16 protein-coding genes and 1 tRNA gene are annotated in these 24,184 nt (G+C 44.3%); 9 read left to right on the top strand and 8 right to left on the bottom strand.

The annotated features are described in order from the left end of the window. Positions 1–16 precede the first annotated feature (16 nt). Positions 17–3,367, bottom strand: a complete 3,351-nt coding sequence (locus EDF88_RS18855; RefSeq protein ID WP_134186381.1) for a hypothetical protein — start codon at positions 3,365–3,367, stop codon at positions 17–19. After that, a complete protein-coding gene (locus EDF88_RS18850) occupies positions 3,364–4,332 on the bottom strand; it encodes a DUF4007 family protein (protein ID WP_134186379.1) in 969 nt (322 codons plus the stop codon). The genes EDF88_RS18855 and EDF88_RS18850 overlap by 4 nt, the downstream gene beginning before the upstream one ends. 209 nt (positions 4,333–4,541) lie before the next feature. On the opposite strand from EDF88_RS18850, the gene EDF88_RS18845 reads away from it, so the two are divergent. From EDF88_RS18845 to EDF88_RS18820, 6 genes are read left to right on the top strand one after another with little or no spacing between them, the layout of a single operon-like run. Beyond that, positions 4,542–6,881 (top strand): DUF262 domain-containing protein, encoded by a 2,340-nt coding sequence (locus EDF88_RS18845; protein WP_134186377.1) that lies wholly within the window; start codon positions 4,542–4,544, stop codon positions 6,879–6,881. A 2-nt stretch (positions 6,882–6,883) separates the two neighbouring features. Beyond that, complete coding sequence (locus tag EDF88_RS18840) at positions 6,884–9,037, top strand: DEAD/DEAH box helicase family protein (protein ID WP_134186375.1); 2,154 nt, start codon at positions 6,884–6,886, stop codon at positions 9,035–9,037. After that, entirely contained in the window at positions 9,037–9,267 is a 231-nt protein-coding gene (locus EDF88_RS18835) for a CxC ATPase DNA modification system associated small protein (protein WP_134186373.1), read from the top strand. The genes EDF88_RS18840 and EDF88_RS18835 overlap by 1 nt, the downstream gene beginning before the upstream one ends. Further along, positions 9,248–11,308: an AAA family ATPase gene (locus EDF88_RS18830; protein ID WP_134186370.1), complete on the top strand. Its 2,061-nt coding sequence runs from the start codon at positions 9,248–9,250 to the stop codon at positions 11,306–11,308. Before EDF88_RS18835 ends, EDF88_RS18830 begins: the two co-directional genes overlap by 20 nt. Next, the gene (locus EDF88_RS18825) at positions 11,301–11,753 is read left to right on the top strand and encodes a hypothetical protein (RefSeq protein WP_134186368.1); all 453 of its coding nucleotides are present in this window, start codon (positions 11,301–11,303) and stop codon (positions 11,751–11,753) included. Before EDF88_RS18830 ends, EDF88_RS18825 begins: the two co-directional genes overlap by 8 nt. Beyond that, entirely contained in the window at positions 11,746–12,807 is a 1,062-nt protein-coding gene (locus EDF88_RS18820) for a cysteine desulfurase family protein (RefSeq protein ID WP_134186440.1), read from the top strand. Before EDF88_RS18825 ends, EDF88_RS18820 begins: the two co-directional genes overlap by 8 nt. Here the strand turns inward: EDF88_RS18820 and EDF88_RS18815 are convergent. From EDF88_RS18815 to EDF88_RS18805, 3 genes are all read right to left on the bottom strand, one after another. After that, on the bottom strand, positions 12,788–14,815 hold the full coding sequence (locus tag EDF88_RS18815) for a DNA phosphorothioation-associated putative methyltransferase (protein WP_134186366.1): 2,028 nt from the start codon (positions 14,813–14,815) through the stop codon (positions 12,788–12,790). The genes EDF88_RS18820 and EDF88_RS18815 overlap by 20 nt on opposite strands. A gap of 184 nt (positions 14,816–14,999) precedes the next feature. Then, on the bottom strand, positions 15,000–16,265 hold the full coding sequence (locus tag EDF88_RS18810; RefSeq protein WP_134186364.1) for an integrase arm-type DNA-binding domain-containing protein: 1,266 nt from the start codon (positions 16,263–16,265) through the stop codon (positions 15,000–15,002). 186 nt (positions 16,266–16,451) lie between these two features. Beyond that, positions 16,452–16,536: transfer RNA gene (locus tag EDF88_RS18805), tRNA-Leu, on the bottom strand. 259 nt (positions 16,537–16,795) lie between these two features. Here EDF88_RS18805 and EDF88_RS18800 point away from each other — a divergent pair. The 3 genes from EDF88_RS18800 to sstT all read left to right on the top strand — a co-directional run bounded on the left by EDF88_RS18800 (position 16,796) and on the right by sstT (position 20,540). Then, a complete protein-coding gene (locus tag EDF88_RS18800) occupies positions 16,796–17,794 on the top strand; it encodes a Gfo/Idh/MocA family oxidoreductase (RefSeq protein WP_134186362.1) in 999 nt (332 codons plus the stop codon). A 267-nt stretch (positions 17,795–18,061) separates the two neighbouring features. Beyond that, positions 18,062–19,030 (top strand): TerC family protein, encoded by a 969-nt coding sequence (locus EDF88_RS18795; RefSeq protein ID WP_134186360.1) that lies wholly within the window; start codon positions 18,062–18,064, stop codon positions 19,028–19,030. A gap of 265 nt (positions 19,031–19,295) precedes the next feature. Continuing rightward, on the top strand, positions 19,296–20,540 hold the full coding sequence (gene sstT / locus EDF88_RS18790) for a serine/threonine transporter SstT (protein WP_134186358.1): 1,245 nt from the start codon (positions 19,296–19,298) through the stop codon (positions 20,538–20,540). 33 nt (positions 20,541–20,573) lie between these two features. On the opposite strand, the gene EDF88_RS18785 is transcribed toward sstT, so the two are convergent. The 3 genes from EDF88_RS18785 to uxaC form a co-directional block, all read right to left on the bottom strand. Beyond that, positions 20,574–21,119, bottom strand: coding sequence for a YgjV family protein (locus tag EDF88_RS18785; protein ID WP_064515943.1), 546 nt, complete (start codon positions 21,117–21,119; stop codon positions 20,574–20,576). Positions 21,120–21,207: 88 nt separating this feature from the next. Then, positions 21,208–22,695: an altronate dehydratase family protein gene (locus tag EDF88_RS18780; RefSeq protein ID WP_064515942.1), complete on the bottom strand. Its 1,488-nt coding sequence runs from the start codon at positions 22,693–22,695 to the stop codon at positions 21,208–21,210. A gap of 18 nt (positions 22,696–22,713) precedes the next feature. After that, on the bottom strand, positions 22,714–24,123 hold the full coding sequence (gene uxaC, locus EDF88_RS18775) for a glucuronate isomerase (RefSeq protein ID WP_064515940.1): 1,410 nt from the start codon (positions 24,121–24,123) through the stop codon (positions 22,714–22,716). Positions 24,124–24,184 lie beyond the last annotated feature (61 nt).

Below are 24,184 nucleotides of genomic sequence, written 5' to 3'. Positions count from 1 at the left end.
GTGATACCTACGTAATTTAACTTTTCGCTTCGAGCGACTTTCTTAGTAATTTCTGTAAGATATTGATCTTATAGAAATCATCCAGATCAGAAAGTTGGTTTTCAATGGTGTTCATGGTGCTTTGCAATTCATCTGTTTCAATAACTCTAACTTCTCGTTTAAATGAAGTCAGCTTGCCATCGTCATCTTCTAATACCAGAGAGACCAGTTTTGTCTTACCAGAGTTAGCGGTATTTCCGTTGCTATGCTGCGACTTCACTACGGTCAAAAAGTCTTGTGCGTAATCACTGATTTTGTTTGAGGCAGTTTGAAGAATACCTTCGTTCCAGTTCTGTTTTCCGCGTCCGATGACGATTTGAATCATGCTCTCTAACCACTGTAGCAATCCAGTATCACTTTTAGCGAGTTCCCTAGCGAAAGCTTTTAAGCGCAAGTCACCTGAGTTTTGCTCTACGTATTGGCACATTTGAGCTAGTTCTTCACCATTTTCCGGAAAAATAGTTTTTACTTTCGTCTTTATTACAGCCAGCATTTGCTCGTGCTTTTGTCTGAGAGTCTTAAAACAGTCTTCCAATAGATCAATTTGACTAGTGAAGTCATTAGCCCCAAAGGTTATCAACTCTTCACGCAAATCTTTGATAAGTAAAGTGTGTGGATCATTAGCTTGTAAAAAAAGATCTCTTATTCTCAAATAGGTTTTATTGCGCTTATCATTATCTGGAACTATATGGTGCGCGTTTTTTACCCACTGTGGCAGGTTATGTATGGTTGTCACCAATGGTGTTGCGACAGATAAAATGTTATTTGAAATGTTCCGGTTGGTTTCTGCTGCAGCGAAAATCGCGAGGTTTTGCAGCCACTCTTTTTCATCGTTTTCCAATACAATGTATTTCGCGGCAAGATCTCCAGGGTTCTTAATCAATTTATGGACATAGTCACTATCTGGCTTTGCGATAAAGGAAAATTCGCCAGACATATCTTTTTCATAGTATGCGATTTGCTCGCCCATTGATTTCAAGAAAGCGAGCAGGAAGATCGGAATAACCCCTCTAGTTAAACCAAAGGGGGCTCTTGCCCATAATTCGGCGATTTCAGATAAATTGGCCCCACTGCCCTTGCGATCTTTCAATCGTTGTTCCGCTGCGGCGAACAGGGCATTGAGCTTTTTATCCAAGTGATCTCTGAACCAATGCTCCCCATTTTCACCTTCAGCCGAGTGAATCGAAGTGTTTTTTAAGCAACTGATATACATGGACTTCTCTGGCGGGAAACCCTCAATACCTAAATCTTCGCTATCCTCTTTATCAAGCATGGCTTCAAGGAGCTTTTTCAACGCAGAAACTGCGGTGCCCGACAATTTGTTGCGGTTTACAAGCTCGTTGAGGATTTTAGGCGTTTGGTGAAATATGCTATCAGCAGCAATGGTTGCTATTTCACTGATGGTCTCTTTGTCAAACACCACACCATTGTGAATCCAAAGCGCATTATTGAATGCAGAAGTTAGAGCACTTTCTAAGGTAGACTCGGCATTAAATGTACGTGCTCTAAACTCTTCCCGAGCAACTTTATCGTGTGTAAGGGCAGCCCCGGTTATTTTGTCACTTTTGATGAGATCTAATGCGTATTTTTCATTTGCCAGGCTAATGATTTCACTCGCATTAGGTGCGCATGCGATAATCAGTGACTTGTCATTTCGCGTCAGTTCCATCAGTCGCTCTTCCGATTCTTCTTTTAGTAACAATAAGAAGTCTGCGAATTCACCATTTCGAGAAGTGATCAGCGTATTAATCTCGATATGGCTGAGTTGCACTGCTACCGTTTGAGCAGCCCATCGCAACGTACCAAATTCATGGTAATGGCCTTTAGCAATAACTTGGGAGCTAAAGTTGATACGCTCAATCGCTTCGTGGCTGTTATGAAGTTGATCAATTTTTTCCTCAACTAAACCAGCAATATCAAGATCAGAACCTTCAAATACTACCCACGAAGATAGGTATTTTCTAAATACAATACATGAGGCTTCTTTTAGCTGTTGTAAACACACATTGAGCTGTTCTTGCTCTGTGATCTCGGTTGCGGTTAGCAGTAGCTTCTCAGTTGCTGTCAGGTTTGCAGGCTTACCAAACAGGGTAATCAAAGCGATGGCTTTGATTAGTTGGATACATTGCGGTGAAAAGTCTTGCTTCAAGGCTTTTCTGATCGCATCAGCCGCGGTCGCCCAAGCATGGCCATCAGGAGATCCCAAAATAGCGTGCTCCATATTGGCTTCTAGATAATCCCATAGATGGCTAAGATCATATCGAGCGTTTTGGTCACTTGTTTGCTGTAAGAAAAGTTGAAAACTGAACTGTTCGTGAGAATTCAAAAAACTAAAAGTACTGCGTTCGTTTTGACTAAATCGTCGCTTGGCGATAGGTCCTAATAATAAAGCTGTCAATGGGTGAAGCGGAGTACATTGTTCCAGTCGGCTAAGCAGAAGCTCTTTACGCTGTTGCTTATCGTCAAGAGCATCTAGTACGCATTGAACTAACTGATCACTACTGCTTTGCGGCAATGTTGTTTTTATCGAGTTACTAATCAGTGCAACCGTTTCATCGGTTGATACGTTATATAGGATGTCGCTATAGCGCCCCTGAATCTTAGCCCATTCGTCCTGGAGTTTAGTGCCACGTTCTTTAGCGTATTCACTAAATGCCTGGTGCAACAAACCTAGAAAAATAACCGGTGTGTCGATTCGGGATAGCTCTTCTGCAATATCTTGGAATAAGTGTAAATCACCACCACTTCGATTAATGTACTCTAAGCTTTTACCCATCTCATCTGCGATGATGAGTACACCATCGACGTATGGAGCAACATCTTCAAAAAGCGCTTTCCATGTCCTAATGAGCTCCCTGTCACTTTCAACGTTCGCATTGCGGTACTTTTCCAGTAGTACACTGACTTTAAATGTCTTAGGGTGTTCTTCGAGAGCTCTAAGAGTCGCATTCCAAAAGGATTCGATCGGACCACTCACTCCACCTACGGAGCGTATTTGCAACCAACCCTCTTGGTAAGGGGGGCTCTCTTCTAATAGCGTTTTTGACTCATCATTAATGGCATTGAGTGCTGAACTACGAATATCAGCGTCAGCATGGAGCAAGCCAGCCAAAAGCAGTGCAACTGTCGATTTACCAGAACCGTAGGCGCCTGTAAGTGTGAAGGCGCTTTGTCCAGTTTGTCCGTACTGCCGAAAGAGTGTTTCTAAGGTTGCTTGTGCAGTTCCATGGTAGACCAAACCAGGGAAGAAATCGGCGCTCAAATCACTATCGATACGGGTAGAACGTTGGTGGCGTGTAGCGATAGAGTATTGTTTACTAAGAGTCACTCTGATTTTTCCTGTGGTTTATAGTAATTTTCAAGATACTGGCTTGGGTCGATACTTTGGATACTATCGGTCTCGAAAGAATGTTGCACTTGCCTTAAACCTTGGGTATCAGTCCAAGCAATTTTGCCTTCGGTCAGTGTTTCGACTTGATCAAGTTTGTCACTAAGTCCAGCTGAGGATAAACGGAATACTCGCCCCGGAGAGCCTATATCATTCAGTAGTACATCAAAAGACAACGTGTTCACGTTGCTGCTCTTGTGTTTTCGCTTTATGTAGTCAATGAGTGCATAGGTAAAGATCTCAACAGGTAATGAAGGGCGCCGAGAGAGTTCTGCTAGATAGTTTTTTGCATCTTCTTGTTTTAGCAAATCAAGCTCTGTGAAAGGTGAAGCAAAGCTGTCTTCATTGATTTTTTTCGATTGCAATGACTTATGCGCATACATTTGCAACAGACAGTCGATATCTTTATTTAATGTCTCTTCGGTTAGATCTTTTTCGTGATTAGTGAGTGCATCTTTAATTTCATTCGCTAAAAAGTCTTTTTTTACTTTTATTCCATTGAAATAATTGAAGAAAAATCTTTGTGCATTCAGTTCAGCTTTGTCTGAATCGATGGATTGCAGTAGCCAATGTAATAACCAGACCGTCCCGATCTTATCAAGGTATTCGTCATATGCAGTCCGACCGTCTTTATGAGTAAATAGCTGCTCCGCAAGCGCTGTCAGTTTATGAGTTTGTTCTTTATCATCATCGGATGTCACTAAGTTCAGTGCACGGATCCAGTGCCGGACTGAAAGCACCATATTTTTACCCATACCCATTGATTGCATCTGTTGCTCTATATTCGACTTACTTGAGAGGGACTCACCTTTTGCAACTTCTTGAATAATTTTATAAATCCATCCGTAACGGATAGGAAAAGTTTGATGTCCGGAGAATTTCAGTGTCGTAGATTCGATGCTCAATGTAATTACCTTGCTTCTGAATTGGAGATTTCATCCAAACGGATGACTTAATTGTATCAGAAGGTCATTACATCGAATAGCTATAATGCGGGTCCTTTATGTGCACTAAGTAGAGATCTATACACATTAGAAGAGATGGAATTCACTTAGTTTTAGTGTTACAATATATTTATTTTTATATTAAAATCATATGCTTAGGAAGGGAGTTTATGCAAAAGTCTCTGGAAATTTTTAAAGCAGAGCCTCAATCAGTTTTTGATGTCATCTGCACACGAAAAACTACAGGCTTTTATATGCCTGCTTATCAGAGACCATACTCATGGGAAGAAAGCCATATCAGAGATTTATTTTCTGATTGTGAAAACGTGTTTAGAAACCTTCTTGACTCACAAGATGCGATTATTTTCCTCGGTTCCATATTGAGTGTTGATGATAGTTCTGCGCTGACGATTTATCCATTAATCAAAAAAGATAAGCCTACGGAAATCAAACTTATCATTGATGGTCAACAGCGTCTTTCTACTTTGATGTTGATAATTCTCTGTCTCAATGAAAGATTGAGAATTCTTATGCCGAGTTTAAAGAAAGCGATTCATTCAGAACAAGACGAAGAAATCAAAGAGGTTCTTGAGGAATTACGTCAGGTAGTCTCGCAATTAGAGATTGATACATCAAATACGGTTATAGAGACAACTGCAGACCACGAAGCATACAAATATCTGCCTAAAATTATTCGTTCGCAAGTCGATTGCTGGGGAAGAAGTGAGAAGAAGGCGCAATATGATAGTCCTGTAGCTGAATTGTTATATTCCTATCAACGTCACATTGTTGAACAACGCGATAGCTCGGTGTTTAAGCCTTTAGATTTATCATTGATGAGTGCTTCTTCGAAACGTGTAGTAAACAACGTTAAGGAGATTAGGAAGCAGCTTGACTGTGTACAAAAAGGGTTTCAATTTAAATCACCTGACGGTGAAATTGAAGAAAAAATCAATATCAGCGATTTAATTGATCGTGAAACATTAGAAGTATGTCTGGATTTTCCTATCGATCAAGATTTAGCACAAGCTTCTGAATTGCACTCTAAAGTTGCGGAAGTAATTTACATCGTCGCGTTTGCGAAGTTTTTGCTTCACCGAGTTTGCCTTACATACGTCGAAGTCAACAATGAATCTTATGCATTCGACATGTTTGAAGCTTTGAATACTACTGGGGAACCCCTCACCGCCATTGAAACATTTGTACCAAAAGTAGTTGAATTCATCGGGTACCAACGCAGGAACGGAACTCCCGAAGAAGAGCTTGAAGCATCGATGGAGGTTCTTAACTCTATTACTGGGCGCTTTGAAGATATCATTGAAAGTAAAGAAAAAAATCTAAAAACTAAAGCATTAATTCTAGCATTTGTTCGTGCTTATGAGGGTAAAGTAAAAGTCACTAGTTTAAGAGACCAGCGTAATGCAATGCTCAAGAGTTATGAAAACTGCAGAAATGACCTTAAAGATGAATACTTATCTCAACTAGCAACCACTGCGAACTTTTTGTTCGATCACTGGCAAATAGCATTGCCCGATGTTAAGGGTTTAGTGGAGTCCAACTCTCAGGAAATTTCTAATCTGTGCCTTCGTTACCTTGTAGATATGAAGCATGACATCGTTCAAAGCCTATTAGTTCAGTTTGTACTGATTGATGAGAAATATGAAGTAACAGGTACGGAATATTCAGATTTTGCAAAAGTGCTTAAGTCCGTTACAGCGTTTAGCGTTCTGTGGCGAGCAATGAGTGGCGGAGCTGATGGAATTGATACAATTTACAAAAAATTATATGAACGTGGAGTGAGCGCAGATGCGAACGGGTACCAGTTGAAGGACGGTTCACTGACATCGGATCGGTTTAACTCTGATGTCATTAACAAATTTTTCAGAGCAGAACTTACAGAGAAAATTTTAACAAAAGGTTCTCCAAAAGAGACTGTAGATGAAAAATGGCTTGATATCTGTTCGAAACTGCAGACTCTAACAAACCCGAAGAGTATCAAGATGTTGCTCTTAGCAGGTTTGCATGGGGTAGAACTTAAAGGTGTTGATCACCTGATTTCAAATAAACCGAGTACTAACTATCTAACTACCACGATGTGGGAATTAATTTCTGGAAGAAACGCCATTAAGAAGGTTTTCAAGGGTGGTTCTACAGAGGGATGGAGTGATGAGGAAATCGCTAACCCAGAAGTTTACAACAAGATCGGTAACGTATTAATTGATGCACGAGACGGTGTTTCCAGCTCCCCCCCACCGTCTTGGTATAATCTCAAGCAACATTTACTTCAGGCTTTAGCAAACGAGTCGATTAATGATATTGAAGATATCTTATCAGCAGATTGCCATCTTTCTGAGCAGGCTAAACGCCATGCTTCAGTCTTGATGCTGGAGAAAAAATTTGGTGATATTACGTTTGCAGATAAATGGGAAAAACAGCAGATTGATGAACGAAGTTCATTACTACTGATTAATGCATGGCGCAACCTTACACAATGGCTTGATTGGGAGTAATCATGCAGTTTTCAGCCCTTGGACTCAAAGCTAAGTATGACTCAGATGAAGAAAGTATACTGGAATGTGTACATATTCCTTTGCTTGCTCACGCACATCGCTATGACAGAGCAGTGGGTTACTTTTCTTCAGATGTATTAGTTTCGGCAGCACAAGGACTGGATAAATTTGTTTATTCCGAAGGAAAAATGCGCCTTATCATTGGGAATCCGCTATCTGACGATGAGTATGAGGCGGTGATGGTGGGGATATCCAACCCTATTAAAGCTCAATCACTTCAACTAGCAGATTTGTTGCTTAATAGTAAAGAAAGAAACCTGAAGCTGTTAACCTATTTGGTGGCAAAAGGACTGCTTGAGATTAAGTTTGCTTTTACTCACAAAGGCATGTTCCATAAAAAGATAGGGATCTTTTATCAGAATAGCGAAACCATTGTCTTCAGCGGTTCAGCGAATGAAACTATAGCAGGACTGTCTAAGTATAACTCTGAGGAGGTTTCTCTATTTTTCAGTTGGCTTCAATCTTTTGAAGATTATGGTCAAGTAGAAGTCGATAATTTCAATACTCTTTGGAACAATAACAAGAAGCGGTCGAAAGTTGTTGCTATTGATTCAGAAGCTTACCAAAAAATCCAGAACAGTGTTGATCCTGAAGTTTTAAGGAAAGAATTATTCCCAGAATCTCTTCCGCCACAGATAATCAAACCGTTTTTCTCGTACAGCTTCCCAAAATCGGAACAAGAGCTAACAAAACTAAATATTGAAACAAAAACTCCTCGCAAGCCTCTGAAGGTGAAAGGTAGATCGTTTGAGTTATTTCCACACCAAATCGAAGCGATAGATAGCTGGCGAAAGGCTGATTACAATGGTTTGTTTAAATTAGCCACTGGTTCAGGTAAGACATTCACATCCATCTCTGCGATGGTTGAGTTGTATGAAGAGCGTCATAAGAATGGTGACGCAACTTTTGTCATTATCAGTGTCCCTTATATCGAATTGGCCAATCAATGGGTAAAAGAGTTAGCCCCTTTCAACGTCATCCCAATTCAATGTTACGATAGCTCTGATAATTGGGCTGCTGCATTGGATACAAAACTGTTGCGTTTTCGAACTGGAACTTTGGATTTTATCTGTGTTATTGCAGTCAATAAGACTATGGCATCAGAATTGTTTCAGTCAAAGATTGCCAAAGTATCATTCGAAGATATGTTGTTAATTGGTGATGAGTGCCACCACCTTGGTAGCCAAGGCTATTTCGATGCTTTGCCTTCAGCTCGTTATCGAATTGGGTTATCTGCGACGCCTTTTCGAACAGAAGATGATGAGGTCGAAGGGTCGCCTTTCCCTGATACAATCAGACAGAATTTACTTTCATATTTCAAAGGTATTATAAGTGAGTACTCGCTGAGTGATGCCATTAAAGACGGGATACTATCTCCTTACCGTTATGACCTTGTCCCGGTTTATCTTGATGAGCAAGAGCAAGAAGCCTACGAAGATTATTCAGCAAAGATTCAGAAGCTTATTCTGAGAGCAAAGTCGACAAAGTTATCAAGTGATGAACAGTCGATGTTGACCAATCTGTGTGGTGCGCGAGCAAGGGTACTGGCCACGAGTTCAGGAAAGTTACCGGCATTGCTCTCCTATTTGCGGAATCATCCTGCGTTGTCATTAACACACTCGTTAATCTATGTGGGAGAAGGTTCGGCGCCAGGAGATAAAATTCCATATATAACGAAGGTCACCAACTGTCTACATGAGCATGGTTGTAAGGTTTCCAAGTTTACTTCGCAAGAAACTTCGTCAGAGCGACGTAGGATTATGGATAGTTTCAAAGAACAACATATCGATTCTTTAGTTGCCATGAAGGTACTGGATGAAGGGATCGATGTGCCGGTGTGCAGAAGTGCATTTATCTTGGCAAGTACTCGTAACCCAAGACAATATATACAGAGAAGAGGCCGTGTTCTTCGAAAAGCAGTAGATAAAAATGAAGCCTTAATTGTGGACTTTGTTGTTCTCCCTTTACCAGGCGTAGTAAATCAATTCAGTCAGAATTTACGTCGTGCTGAATTGGAGAGAATAGATGACTTCAGGTTAACAGCCATAAACCCCGAAGAAATTGACAAAAGAATCATTGAATTAGGAATCTATTAATGGATCTTAGCGCATTAAAAGTCTTATTAAAGGAAATTGATAAAGATACACAGCTTGCTCATGAGGATTACTCCAATAAGTCCGCTATTCACAAAGCGGCTTTACAGGTCATGCAATTTGAGAAAGAGCTTTATTATGGGGATTTGGTGCAAGGTCGTCATCTCCAGAAGATAAAAGATATTATTGAGATTAATGCGGAAGATATCGTAAATGAAATTAATAAAAGTTGAGATAAATAACTTTCGCCAATTTTATGGTAAACAGGCTATCGATTTTGCCGTGGATCCTGAGCGCGGAGTTACGCTAATTCATGGAGAGAACAATGGTGGTAAGACAGCGTTGCTTAATGCTCTTCGCTGGTGTCTCTACGAGGAAACCACTGAAAATTTACTCGATCCTAAAAAACTTCTTAACAAGCATGCTGAAGCACAAGGTAAGAATACTTTCAGTGTATCTATTCAACTAGAGCATGAAAATCGCTTGCTTGAGGTTAGACGAATTCAGGAAAAAAATAGTGCTAGCAGTAATTTGCATGTTTATGAGATTGAAGATGGTTGTTATGCTGAAAAGGCTGAAGAAAACCCGAATACGTTAATCAATACCTTTTTACCAAAAGAGATGTCTCAATACTTTTTCTATCAAGGCGAGGGTACGGGCACTTTAAGTAGTCAAAATGATTTCTCTCACATCAAAGATGCTATAGAAAAAGTTTTAGGATTGACTGTTGCTAAAACCACACTTAGGCACTTATCTAGTGTAAAAACAAGTTATCAAAAAGATCTCAAGCAGTATGATACAAACAGTGAAATTGAAACTTCTTTGTCAAACAAAGATAATTTGGTTGCAAGTTTAGAGCGCGACAAAGCACTACTAGCACAAAAGCAAAGCGAGTTGGAAGTTGCGGAAAAAGATTATGAAAATCAAGTAGGTAAACTTACTCGTTTTGACAAGACAGCCATTGAAGACAAACTAAAGCTTCGCCAACAAAAATCAGAGTTACTTAATGGCTATGAACGACAGCGAAAGCAGTTATTGTCTGAAAAAATCACAAAAACGCCGGCTTGGGCATTGAGTACATTTAGCCAACAGCTTGCTGCAGCCGATCTTTCAGCAATCAATACTGAAGAACTTAATAAGTCACTACGTTATACCGTAGATAAACAATTATTACGTGAGATTATAGATAGTAACGAATGCATCTGTGGTACTCACATCGGCAAAGACAGCTCGGCAGTATTACTTTTAGAAGAACTTGGCAAACATGCGGTTGACCCTGACCTCAAGCGCCGTTGGGGGTTAGCGGTCAAGTTGCAAGAAAAAATGAGTAATCAATTACTCCCCAAAGCCAGTATGGAAAAGTTATTAGCGGATATTGATAGTCATGAAGACAATATGCAGGAGCTTGAACACAGCATAAAAGACTTAAGTCATACAATTATTGAGTCTGATATTGATGACATTAAGATTATCGAACGAGCAAAAGATTCTGCAAAATCTAAATGTAGCCAACTAAACGGTCAGATTCCGCAGTTGGAACAGAGCATTCGTAAAAAAGAGATTGATATTAAAGATATTGATCGCCGTGTAATTAGCTTGTCATCAACTCAACCTAAGGCTCACAAAGTTCGTGATTTGATCATAGCGACAGAAAAGATAATCGAATTATACGAAGAGGCTTTGAACTCCTCACAACATGGTGTTGAGCAAATTTTATTGAAAAAGATGCAGTCTTTGTTTAGTCAAGTCGCTTTTAACGGTTATACGGTTCAAAAAGATTCTAAAGAATCGGGCGGAAGTTTCACATGGTCAATAGTGGATAAAGAAGGCAAACGCGCAGCCGCGGGTAACGGTTATCAAGCTATGCTCGCGATATCGTTTATTGTCGCGCTAATTGAGTTCTCGAAGGTACGTGCTAATAACAAGCAGCATCTACTTACACCAGGAACAATTGCTCCATTTATTGCAGACTCGATTCTTGCTTTTATTGGTCCAGATAATGGTAGAGAGCTTGTCCGTTACATTGCAGATAAAGTAGAACAATCAATATTTATGTTTTCTCAGGCCCAGTGGACTGAAACGCATACCGACAAGGGAATTCGGCATAAAGTAGGCAAGGAATATAATCTCGTTCAACATACAGTGCTGACCGAGGACGAATTTAAAGGTCAGTATCCGACACAGCTTACAGTGAATGGTAAGGACTATGAGGTTGTGCGCTTTGGCAGTGATTTTGACAAAGTAACCATTGAGGAGATTCCATTCCATGGCTGAAATTATTGACTGGCGTAAGCTATCTGTTCGCCGGGATTCCCGTTTTGAATCCTTAGAAGAGCGATTTTGCTCTACAAAAGGTGCAAAAAATGATTTCCAAGTCTTTGGCACAGTTAAAGAACTAATGGTTTTCGCTGCGTTGGTTGGTTATCAACTTGATGACTATCAGCCACTTGAGTCCAAGGTAAACACAACGCCGATTTTGTTGGATACTTATGCGACGACAGGGCATGACGCTTATATATACCTTATTGCACTAGCGAAAGAACCGTCACTAGACATTCTCAAAGATGAGCATTTAAGGAATGCTGTTGGCATCTTTGAGGCATATTGCAACAGTGGTTTAAAACACATTGATAGCTGGATAATGAATAATATTGGCGAGTCGCAAGTGACCAATATATTATTTAATCAAACACTCGAGTACTTAGTTGAAAATGAATAATTACTTCGACTACGCCGCGTCGACACCGGTTTCTCAGCACACTTTAGAAGCTATGAGACCTTGGGAGACTGAAAATTTTGCGAATGCTTCTTCTGCGCACGAAGCAGGAAGAGCGAGTTTTCAAGCAATCCAACAGGCAAGAGAGCTCATTGCAGATAAAATAGGTGCCCTTCCAAGTGAAATTATTTTTACAAGTGGTGCTAGTGAAGCGAACAACCTAGCGCTAAAGGGTATTGCTTTCAAAAACTTTGATACCAAAGGCCACATCATTACCACAGCAATAGAGCACAAATGTATTCTCAATACCTGTGCATTTTTAGAGTCGCTCGGTTTCGAAATTACCTACCTATATCCTGATCAGAGAGGCCGCATATCACCTTCTTCACTCGCGGCAGAGATACGGAGCAACACTATTCTTATTTCAATCCATCATGTCAATAATGAGCTAGGGACAATTCAGCCCATCGAAGACTTTGGAGTAATAGCCTTTGAGCACAATATTCCTTTTCACACTGATGCAGCACAGAGTTTTTGCAAGTGTGATATTGATGTGGATGATATGAATATCGATATGCTCTCTTTATCCGGACACAAAATCTATGGCCCTAAAGGCATCGGAGCGCTTTATGTGCGTGATGCTCGAGATTCAGAATTAGTTCCTCTTATCCATGGCGGGGGACAAGAGGCTGGGTTACGTGGCGGCACATCACCTACTCCCTTGATTGTAGGGCTAGCAGCAGCAGTAGAATGTTACCCCACGCAAGAGAACCCAATCGAACATCAGTTTCTGGAACTCATAGCGCAATTTGATTTTACAAGAAACGGTGGGGACGCCGTTGTACCGACAACCTGGAGTGTGACATTCCATTCGGATGAAGAGGTAAAGCGCTTTACGAATGATTGTCCCTGGCTTATATCTCAAGGATCTGCATGTAATGCGCTTTCAAATGTGGCCTCTCATGTACTAACAGCAATTGGGATGTCGGAAGAGGTAGCACGGCGAACCTATCGCATCAGTCTCCCACCTTATAAGGTTAGCGATGAATTATCTTAAATCCGGCCACCTGCTTTCTTGCAAGCGCTAATCGCTCTTCAAATACTTGTCTGTGCAAGAAGACCTCACTTGTCACTATTGTCCCCAAGAGCTTTGAAAGTCGATTATCAAAGCTCTTCTGCTTTGCATATTGATCGTGTTTGCTATCAAGTAGCAAATGCTTATTGAGCAGCGGTGGGCAGCGAGATTCATCGTGATAGTAAAAAAAATCTATGTCTTGATCGGACATTTTTATTTTGATTCTTTCTACCAAATAAGGTACCGATTTATAGAAATCATCGTAGTGGGTCAACGTGAGTTTCCCGGAGTTAATATGTATTTTGACCAAGTCGACTCCATCGTCGATCTCTCCGTACAGTTGTAATGCAGCTCCCACGTAAACACGTAATAAAAGTGGTAACATATCGATATAATTCTTATGGAAAATAAGAGAATGTCCCTCATTGAGAATACTTGCGGGCAATTGTTTGTGTGCCTTTATACACTGCTCCCCGATTAACTGCGTATCAGCTATCGCAAAAAGTAGTTCTGTAGCTAGATTATTTGCCGTTCGATAGTCATCAAATAAGGCTTTAATATCACGTTTTAAACTTTCAGGCTGTTGAGTATAAGGTCTTCTTTTCTCAAATAACCCCATAGCAAAGTATATAAGTAGGTCTTCCTTATGAGATTTCTCCGCATTAGTAAAATCACGTATATCAAACATGTCTTGAAGCAAACCGAAGACTTGTTTATGAGACCCAATCAAACATCTCACCTCTTCGGAACGCTCGAACTCATCATTTGCTGGTATACGACCAAGCTCCAGACACACATTCCAAAAGTCACTAAAGAGCTCGCCGTTTTGGGTAATAATAAGTTTTGCTCTATCTTTACTCTCAATGGGCTGAGGAGAACTGAGTTGCTGCCAAGTATGGTGCCTCTGGTATTTACTCTGAAGATAACGTTGTTCTTCTAACTTATCTTTGAACACATAAAAAATGCCAGGAGCTACGGCAATAACATCTTCTTGCAAAGAGCGTTCTAAATATCCCTTAAACTCTGATTGCGCATAATACTTTTGGAAAGTATTTCTGGAAGTAATAACACCATCCTTATAGGGCTGGAACTGTGCGATATACGACTCATTTGCCAACATAATGGATACGACAAGTATCTTGTCCGCTAACTCCCAAGCGCTCAAGAGCGCTTCGAGGCGCTCATCTTGATCCTCAATGACATTAAGAACAAACCCTAAATTCACAATATCAGAAGTTACTTTGTCATTGTCAGGTGAAAATACCGGATCCCAACCTAAAGCATCAAGGCCATGAGCCTCAAGTTCCCTAAGATCATCTCCTCGACCGCATCCATAGTCAAAAATAGAAAACGGGCCATCTAAATAGCCTTGCTTGGCTAACGTCTTCATCGGCCCGGATAACTCATGGCGAACAATAGCGGTCTTATAGCGATCGATGCTAGCTTCTGCAGCGTTAATGCTCAGGAGTTCATCATCTGCTTTTAACAACCGCCCATCGACTAAATGGTAACCTTTTTTCTTAATCAAATTAAGCCAAGAGCGTTTGAATCCTATCGTCCGAGTGTTTTCGTACAAACCAGCTTTTTCCCCTTCTTTTGTAAGAGAAGAGAAGTGCTCATAGTAGTCACTCTCTGGCAAAATCATGGTTTCCTTTCGGTGTAAGATAGGCGGGTTATCAGAAGTGCGATAGCAAGTTACTTTATGACTTAGCTTGCTTAAATCTACATTCAGGCTCTGTTCAAGTGCAGGATACGAGTCACTATAAAAATCGGGATAGTTGAGTAATGATAGGCGAAATTCGTTCTTAAAAAGCTTGATTAGGTTCCATTGATCATCAGGCAAATTCAGTGCTAGGGCAACGGCTGGTATAAATTTTTGCAATTCAGGTGGGAGCTCAAGCATGGCATCTCTGTGCAAGTACAACGCGTCAGGGAGTTGTTTTCCTATTTGCACCTGTTTGATAAGCTGCTTAAATGATTGGAAGTCCATCTTTTAGTAATAGTTCCAGTTTGCAGAGCTAGGTAGATGATTATTTTAGCAGTATTGCTTAATGATTAAACAGAACATGTCAATAATTCTGCGTAACTCCCCCCTCTCGTCAATGAATCACCAACCAGCCTCACCCTAATAAGGCTAGTCCATCAGTTTTAATTAGATAGATATAACAAACAATTCACTCAACATTACCACGATTGGTCTTCGCATAATCAAACGGCGTAATCCCCTTCTTTCTATTAGCATCCAGATACTCAGCCCACCATTGCAACATCAGCCTCCTCTCCCCTAGATGCTCGGCCTTATGAATATAAGCCGCACGCACAGAGTTACGTTCCATATGGCTCATCTGCCGTTCCACCGCATCCCTCGACCACAATCCCGATTCAATCAGCGAACTACACGCCATAGTCCTGAAACCGTGGCCGCAGACTTCAACCTGCGTGTCATACCCCATCACCCGTAAAGATTTGTTAACCGTGTTTTCACTCATCGGTTTACGAGGGTTATGATCGCCAATAAAGATCAGTTCATGATCGCCACTGAATGTCTTAATCTGCTCAAGAATCGACAGAGCCTGTCGGGAAAGCGGTACCAGATGGGGCGTACGCATTTTTGACCCACGCTGCGAGTGCTTTACTCCTTCGATAGCTTCTCGCTCAGCTGGAATCGTCCACATAGATGTTTCAAAATCGATCTCTGTCCAACGGGCAAAACGCAGTTCACTGGAACGAATAAAGACGAGGAGGGTTAGCTCAACGGCAAGGCGAGTTAAAGGCCTACCGGTATAGCTGTCAATTCTTTGAAGAAGCTCAGGGATACGTTTCAATTCAAGAGCAGCTCGATGCTGTCTGTTACTTGAAGCAACGGCACCCACCATTTCCTGCGCGGGATTATAGTCAAGCAAACCGCTCTGAACGGCATAACGCATGATTGCAGTAGTTCGCTGCTGTAGCCGGGAAGCCACTTCTAGTCGCCCCGACAGTTCTACAGCTTTAATAGGAGCTAACAGGTCCCGTGTTTTTAGTTCGGCAATATTACGTTTGCCAATGGCAGGAAAGAGGTTGTCTTCCAGGCTTTTCAGCACACGTCGGCTATGTTCTTCCGACCACTTTTTATTTGTCGCATGCCATTCAACAGCGAGCTCTTCGAAAGTGCGTGCTTCTTCCAGCTCAACCTTATCATTTTTCTTTTTGTCTCCCGGATCGATGCTGTTTGCCAAAAGCTTACGAGCTTCATCGCGACGAGCTCTGGCATCAGCAAGAGATACGTCAGGGTAAACCCCTAAAGCCAGCATTTTTTGCTTTCCGTCAAAGCGGTACTGAAGACGCCAGTATCTTGAACCATTTGGATGGACGAGAAGATGCATACCGTTGCCATCGGTCAGCTTGTATTGCTTATCCGTTGGCTTGGCTGTTCTGACTTTGATATCTGTTAGAGCCATGCTTATCCCCTCCCTGTTGGTACAAGCATTATCGAACCGGAAATACCATCATCTGTACCAACATGTGTTAGTAGATGTACGTTGAAGTCGGTTGACCTTGAGAGAGTTAATATAGCGAGAAAGGTAGGTAAATGCTGGATTTTAGGCATAAAAAAAGACCTCGGTTGAGGTCTATTTACATACATATGGTGCCGAAGGCCGGACTCGAACCGGCACGTCTTTCAACGGTTGATTTTGAATCAACTGCGTCTACCGATTTCGCCACTTCGGCACGAAGAGGTATGCGGAAAACGTTGTGGATTATACCTGTAGCTCATCACCTTGCAAGCCCCATTCTACCTTCTGCGTGCTGAGTGCTGAAAAAAACAACGAATCTTCAGTCTGTTGTACGTTTGAAGCCTCACAAGGGGATTAATTGACCTAATCACAACATCTAAATAACTATTAAATCTGCAACTCCCACCACTGGTTTTCCCCAGGCATCATGATAGTCTTTCAAAGATAATCCCCTTCGGAGATAGCACCCGTTTATGATACGCCTCGCTGTTATTGGAACTAACTGGATCACCCGTCAGTTCGTCGATGCTGCCCACGAGAGTGGCAAATATAAACTCACCGCGGTCTACTCCCGCTCGCTGGAACAGGCGCAAACCTTCGCCAGTGATTATCCGGTGGAACATCTCTTTACCGACCTGGATGCGATGGCGAAGAGTGACGCCATTGATGCAGTTTATATCGCCAGCCCGAACTCTCTGCATTCCCCGCAAACTCTGCTGTTTCTCAGCCATAAAAAGCATGTAATTTGCGAGAAGCCGCTGGCGTCTAATTTGCGTGAAGTGGAAGCGGCGATTGCCTGCGCGCGTGAAAACCAGGTGGTGTTGTTCGAAGCGTTCAAAACTGCCAGCTTGCCGAACTTTATCGCGCTGCAACAGGCGTTGCCGAAAGTGGGTAAGATCCGCAAAGTGCTGCTCAACTATTGCCAGTATTCCTCGCGCTATCAGCGTTATCTCGATGGCGAGAACCCAAACACCTTTAATCCGGCGTTTTCCAACGGCTCGATTATGGATATCGGTTTTTACACGCTGGCGTCAGCAGTGGCGTTGTGGGGCGAGCCGTATTCGGTTCATGCTACCGCCAGCCTGCTGGAAAGCGGTGTCGATGCGCACGGTTCGGTGCAGATGAATTACGGCGATTTTGATGTGAACCTGCTGCACTCAAAAGTCAGCGATTCAACTATCCCAAGCGAGATTCAGGGCGAAGCCGGTTCACTGGTAATTGAGAAAATCTCTGAATGCCAGCGCATCACCTTTATTCCACGCGGCGGCAAACCGCAGGATCTGACGCTGCCACAGCATATTAATACTATGCTTTATGAAGCCGAAGTCTTTGCTCGTTTGGTCAATGACAACGAAGTTAACTATCCAGGGTTGATCACCTCACGCTCCACAGCGTTACTGAGTACGGAGATCCGCAAGCAAACGGACGTCAAATTCCCGGCGGATGATGTCTCTACGCAGTTACCGGCGTAAAGGTGTGTAAAAGCGGGGTAGCAGCATGTTGACGGATTGTAGCAATCGTAATATTTTGTTACCCGCAAAGGGGAGTAACTTCATTGTCGGTTAATCGTCATTACGGTGTGCAAACACCCGGTTACCGAGCAATACGAATGGCTTTTTATACAAAAAACCATTCCGTGTTGTAAGTGAGACCTTGCCGGAAGGCGAGATCCCTGTTGCAAGCATTAGCGGCTGGCGTCTTCCGACGTTGGCCGTTTTTGTTTTTATAGGAATAATTTTATGAATAGTGTCGGCACTCCATTACTGTGGGGCGGTTTTGCCGTCGTGGTCGTCATCATGCTGGCTATCGACCTCCTTCTTCAGGGGCGTAAAGGCTCGCACACCATGTCCATGAAGCAGGCGGCCGTCTGGTCCCTGGTCTGGGTTTCGCTTTCTCTGCTGTTTAACGCAGCATTCTGGTGGTATCTCACCGGGACATCTGGCCGTGAAGTGGCGGATACACAAGCTCTCGCCTTCCTCACTGGTTATCTGATTGAAAAAGCGCTGGCGGTGGATAACGTCTTCGTCTGGCTGATGCTGTTCAGCTACTTTGCTGTACCTGCTGCGTTGCAGCGCCGTGTGCTGGTTTACGGTGTGCTGGGCGCGATTGTGCTGCGTACCGTTATGATCTTCGCGGGTAGTTGGCTGATTTCCCAGTTCGAATGGCTGCTTTATGTCTTTGGCGCGTTCTTACTGTTCACCGGTATCAAGATGGCACTGGCGAAAGAAGATGAAGGCGGCATTGGCGATAAACCGCTGGTGCGCTGGATCCGTAGCCACCTGCGCATGACGGATAAAATTGAAGGTGAGCACTTCTTTATTCGTAAGAACGGTATTTTGTTCGCCACGCCGCTGCTGCTGGTGCTGATTCTGGTTGAACTGAGCGACGTGATTTTCGCGGTCGACAGTATCCCAGCAATCTTCGCAGTCACGACTGACCCGTTCATCGTGCTGACGTCGAACCTGTTTGCAATCCTTGGGTTGCGTGCGATGTACTTCTTGCTGGCTGGCGTGGCTGAGCGCTTCTCGATGCTGAAGTACGGTCTGTCGATTATCCTGGTGTTCATCGGCGTGAAGATGATGATTGTCGATTTCTACCATATCCCAATCGCTATTTCGCTTGGCGTGGTGGGCGGTATTCTGGCGTTAACGTTAATTATTAACGCTATCGTGAATTACCGTAACGATCAGAAAAACATGGCGAAGTAACCCTTCCCGGAATGAGAGAACCCCGTCAATGGCGGGGTTTTTCTTTTTATAGCGCCAACTGTACGAAGTGTTGCTAATGTCACATATTTGTTAATATTTGGTTATAAAATCTAGCCTGCACCGAAATAATCAGTGATTACTACTTACTACCTTGCGACATTTCCTTATACTCGGCCAGGCAAATACATTTCTTTACATCCGGTCAGAAAAGTACCTCAGAGTACAGACACAGGATGGGACGACATACAACACAGGAAGGTTATTCATGGCTACACAATCTCCGGGTATTCTTAAACGCCTGGCACAAGGCAGTCTGGTCAAACAAATTCTGATCGGACTGGTGCTGGGTATCGCACTGGCGGCAATTTCAAAAACTGCGGCAATCGCCGTCGGTCTGCTCGGGACATTATTCGTTGGGGCACTGAAAGCTGTCGCACCGGTTCTGGTTCTGATGCTGGTGATGGCATCTATCGCGAACCATAAGCACGGCCAGAAAACCAGCATCCGTCCGATTCTGGTGCTCTATCTTCTGGGAACATTCACTGCCGCGTTAACTGCTGTGGTTGTCAGTTTCGTGTTCCCTTCTACCTTGCATCTGGTGACCGGCGCTACCGATATCACGCCACCATCAGGCATTGTGGAAGTTCTGCGCGGCCTGTTGCTGAGCATGGTTTCTAACCCCATTGATGCATTGCTGAAAGCCAACTACATCGGGATTCTGGTGTGGGCTGTGGGTCTGGGCTTTGCTCTGCGCCACGGGAATGAAAGCACTAAAAACCTGATTAATGATGTTTCTGATGCGGTGACGTTCATCGTTCGTGTCGTGATTCGCTTCGCCCCAATCGGTATTTTCGGTCTGGTGGCATCAACACTTGCAACGACGGGCTTTGAAACGCTGTGGAGCTACGCACAACTGTTGCTGGTATTGGTTGGCTGTATGTTCGGCGTGGCGCTTGTCATCAACCCACTGCTGGTGTTCGTAAAAATCCGTCGCAACCCGTACCCACTGGTGTTCGCTTGCCTGCGTGAGAGCGGCGTAACTGCTTTCTTCACCCGTAGTTCTGCGGCTAACATTCCGGTGAACATGGCGCTTTGTGAGAAGCTGAATCTGGATCGCGATACTTACTCGGTTTCCATCCCATTGGGCGCAACCATCAACATGGCGGGTGCAGCAATCACTATTACCGTGCTGACGCTGGCTGCGGTGAACACTCTGGGCGTGCCAGTTGATTTACCAACCGCACTGCTGCTAAGTGTGGTGGCGTCGTTGTGTGCTTGCGGAGCTTCTGGTGTGGCAGGTGGTTCGCTGCTGCTGATCCCACTGGCATGCGGCATGTTTGGCATACCGAATGAGATTGCCATGCAGGTGGTTGCAGTCGGCTTTATCATCGGCGTGTTGCAGGATTCTTGCGAAACCGCACTGAACTCCTCTACCGACGTGCTGTTTACCGCAGCGGCTTGCCAGGCAGAAGATGCACGTCTGGCAGACAATAATCCGTTACGCGGTTAATACTCAAAGCTCCCTGCCCTTCGTGGCGGGGAGTTATCCCTCTTGTTGCTGGACCTCTTTTTCAACCTTAAACGGGTCAATGCCCCGCCGTTGCATCCGCCAGAAACGAATGATATTCAGGCCGTTCATCACCAGAAAACTCCCTTCGATTAACGTTCCGCCAATCGACCCTAGCCAGAAATTATGTGTCACCCAACAAGCCGTGGAGCACCACATCACACAACGAGTGGTTAGCCCTTTGCAGCGGAATAATGCCCAGGTACTGGCTACGGTTCCGGCAATCGGCAGTAATTCCATCGCATGGTTAAATTTAGCCAGACCCAAACCCAGTGTTAACGCAATGAAAATGCTCATCACCCATAGGCTCCGCGTACGCAGGGAGATAACGGTACGGATTGCGTTGAGTTCAGCACTCATGCCTGCCGGGCTGGCGCCCATCAAGAAGAAGTGAATACCGATGATGGCGCTGTAACCCGCCAGTTGTAGCTTGAAGCGCCGCTCGTCGCGGTTAATGAACGTGGTAATACCAACCACAAAGGCGAGAACCCCGACGCCCTGGGCAACCCAATACGCGGTCATGACAAATCCTTGTGAGTAAAAACGAGGCGAAAAAAAACGGCATTTCGAATATCAAAATGCCGTTTCATGGTAGCACCTGAGACGCTATTTACAACGTAACGCCGCTCTTAAAGATGGCTAATTCGCGGAAATCATTACGTTCATTACAGGTCTTTTTGCCGTTAGCGATATCAACAATAGTGTCGATAAACTCTGTCAGCAGTGTATTCATGTCGCTGCCGTGCAGCAGTTTGCCTGCGTCAAAATCAATCCAGTGCGGCTTTTTAGTGGCCAGTTCACTGTTGGTTGCGATTTTAACTGTTGGCACAAAACCGCCGTATGGTGTGCCACGACCGGTGCTGAACAGCACCATATGGCAACCTGCTCCAGCCAATGCACTGGTAGCAACCGCATCGTTACCCGGTGCGCTTAACAAGTTCAGGCCAGGCGTTTTCAGGCGCTCGCCATAACGCAGGACATCGACAACCTCGCTCTCACCGGCTTTTTGCGTACAGCCGAGGGATTTTTCTTCGAGCGTGGTGATACCGCCAGCTTTGTTCCCTGGTGATGGGTTCTCGTAGATCGGCTGGTTGTGTTCGATGAAGTACTGTTTGAAATCGTTCACCATGGTGACGGTTTTTTCAAACGTTGCTTCATCGCGGCAGTGGCTCATCAGAATGCGTTCAGCACCAAACATTTCCGGGACTTCTGTCAGCACAGTTGTGCCGCCGTTAGCCACCATAAAGTCAGAGAAACGGCCCAACATTGGGTTCGCGGTGATGCCAGACAGGCCATCGGAACCGCCGCACTCAAGGCCGAACTTCAGTTCGCTGATTTTACCAGGTTCACGTTTGTCGTGACGCATGACTTCGTACAGCTCTTGCAGTTGCTCAAGGCCGGCTTCAACTTCATCGTCTTGCTGTTGGCAAACCATAAACTTCACGCGGGATTCATCGTACTCACCCAGCGTTTCACGGAAGGCGCTCACCTGGTTGTTTTCACAACCCAGGCCAATCACCAGCACCGCACCCGCATTTGGGTGATGCACCATGTTTTGCAGCATGGTACGGGTGTTAACGTGATCTTCACCCAGCTGTGAACAACCGAACGGATGGCTGAACAGAAACACGCCGTCAATATCTTCGGCGTCGTGATTCTGTTTCAGGAAACGGTTCTGGATCTGACGCGCGATGCCGTTTACACAGCCCACGGTTGGCAGGATCCACAACTCGTTGCGCACGCCTACTGAGCCGTTTTCACGACGGTAAACGCTCACATCGCGGTCCGCAGCCTGGCTTGCCAGAGACTGGAAATCAGGTTGATAGCTATACTCATCCAGATCGTTCAGATTCGTACGCGCATTGTGTGAGTGAATGTGCTCACCGGCTTCAATCGTTGCCAAAGCATGGCCAATTGGTAAACCGTATTTAACGACGTTCTCACCTTGCGCAATGGTAACCAGCGCAAATTTATGGCCACGAAGCACCGGCTGGCGCAGAGTCACCTCTACACCTTCAACGGTAACCACTTCACCTTCAGCCAGGTCCACTAACGCAACAGCGACGTTATCTTGCGTATGGATCTTAATGTATTGCATATCAACCTCAGAGCCTGATTAGTTCAGTTCAATGCCAAAGTAGTCTCGGGCGTTGTTAAAGCAGATGTTTTCCACCATTTGGCCCAGCAGATTGATGTCAGCTGGAGCTTCGCCCGCTTCAACCCAACGGCCAATCATTTGGCACAGGATGCGACGGAAGTATTCGTGGCGGGTGTATGACAGGAAGCTACGGCTGTCAGTCAGCATGCCAACGAAACGGCTCAGCAGACCCAGTTGCGCCAACTGCGTCATTTGACGCTCCATGCCATCTTTCTGGTCGTTGAACCACCAACCGGAACCAAACTGCATTTTTCCTGGCATACCTTCGCCCTGGAAGTTGCCAATCATGGTGCCCAACACTTCGTTATCGCGTGGGTTCAGGCAGTACAGAATTGTTTTTGGCAGTTCGTTGTTTTCGTTTTGCTTGCTGAGCAGGCGAGAAAGTTCTTCAGCCATTGGACGGTCGTTGATGGAGTCAAAGCCCACATCAGGTCCCAGCAGTTTGAACTGGCGCAGGTTGTTGTTACGCAGCGCACCAATGTGGTACTGCTGAACCCAACCGCGACGGGTATATTCCGCAGCCAGCCAAACCAGAACCGCAGTTTTGAACTGTGCAACTTCGTGCTCGCTTGGGGTTTCACCAGAAAGACGACGCGCAAGGATGCCATCCAGAGTCGCTTCGTCAGCTTCGGCGAACAGCACCACGTCTAATGCGTGGTCGGAAACTTTACAACCATGTTCAGCAAAGTGATCCAGGCGCTTGTTCAGTGCAGTTTGCAGATCAGAGAAACGGCGAATGTCGGTATCAGACACTTCAGCCAGTTTGCCCATGTACTCAGCAAAAGTAGCTTGTTCAATGTTGAACGCTTTATCCGGGCGCCAGCTTGGCAGCACTTTGGTTTCAAACGCGTCGAGCGCGATTTGGCGGTGGAAACGCAGATCGTCAATTGGGTCATCAGTCGTACCGACCATTTTCACGTTCATCTGCTTCATGATGCCGCGCGCAGAGAAGTTGTCCTGAGCCAGCAGTTCATTACATTCGTTCCAGATTTCATCAGCCGTTGTTGGAGACAACAGTTTGCCAGTGATACCGAATGGACGACGCAGTTCGAGGTGAGTCCAGTGATACAGCGGGTTCCCGATAGTGTGCGGAACAGTTGCAGCCCAGGCATCGAACTTCTCGCGGTCAGACGCATCACCAGTACACAAACGCTCTTCCACACCGTTAGCACGCATTCCACGCCACTTGTAGTGATCGCCTTTTAACCAGATGTCATACAGGTTTTTGAAGCGGTAATCTTCAGCGACTTGCTGTGGCTGTAAGTGGCAATGATAGTCGAAAATAGGCTGGTCGGCTGCAAACTCATGATACAAACGGCGGGCAAATTCGGTATCAAGCAGAAAATCTTCAGTCATAAACTGGGCCATTGTAGGGTTCCTCTGTTCATAGCAGTTCGATGCTTGCGCATAATGCAAATAAAGTTATCAC

It is taken from the genome of Buttiauxella sp. BIGb0552 (assembly GCF_004366275.1).
In the GTDB taxonomy this organism is placed as follows: Bacteria; Pseudomonadota; Gammaproteobacteria; order Enterobacterales; family Enterobacteriaceae; genus Buttiauxella; species Buttiauxella gaviniae.
The sequence above is the reverse complement of the archived record's forward strand: the minus strand, read 5'-3'. Positions and strand labels throughout refer to the sequence as shown.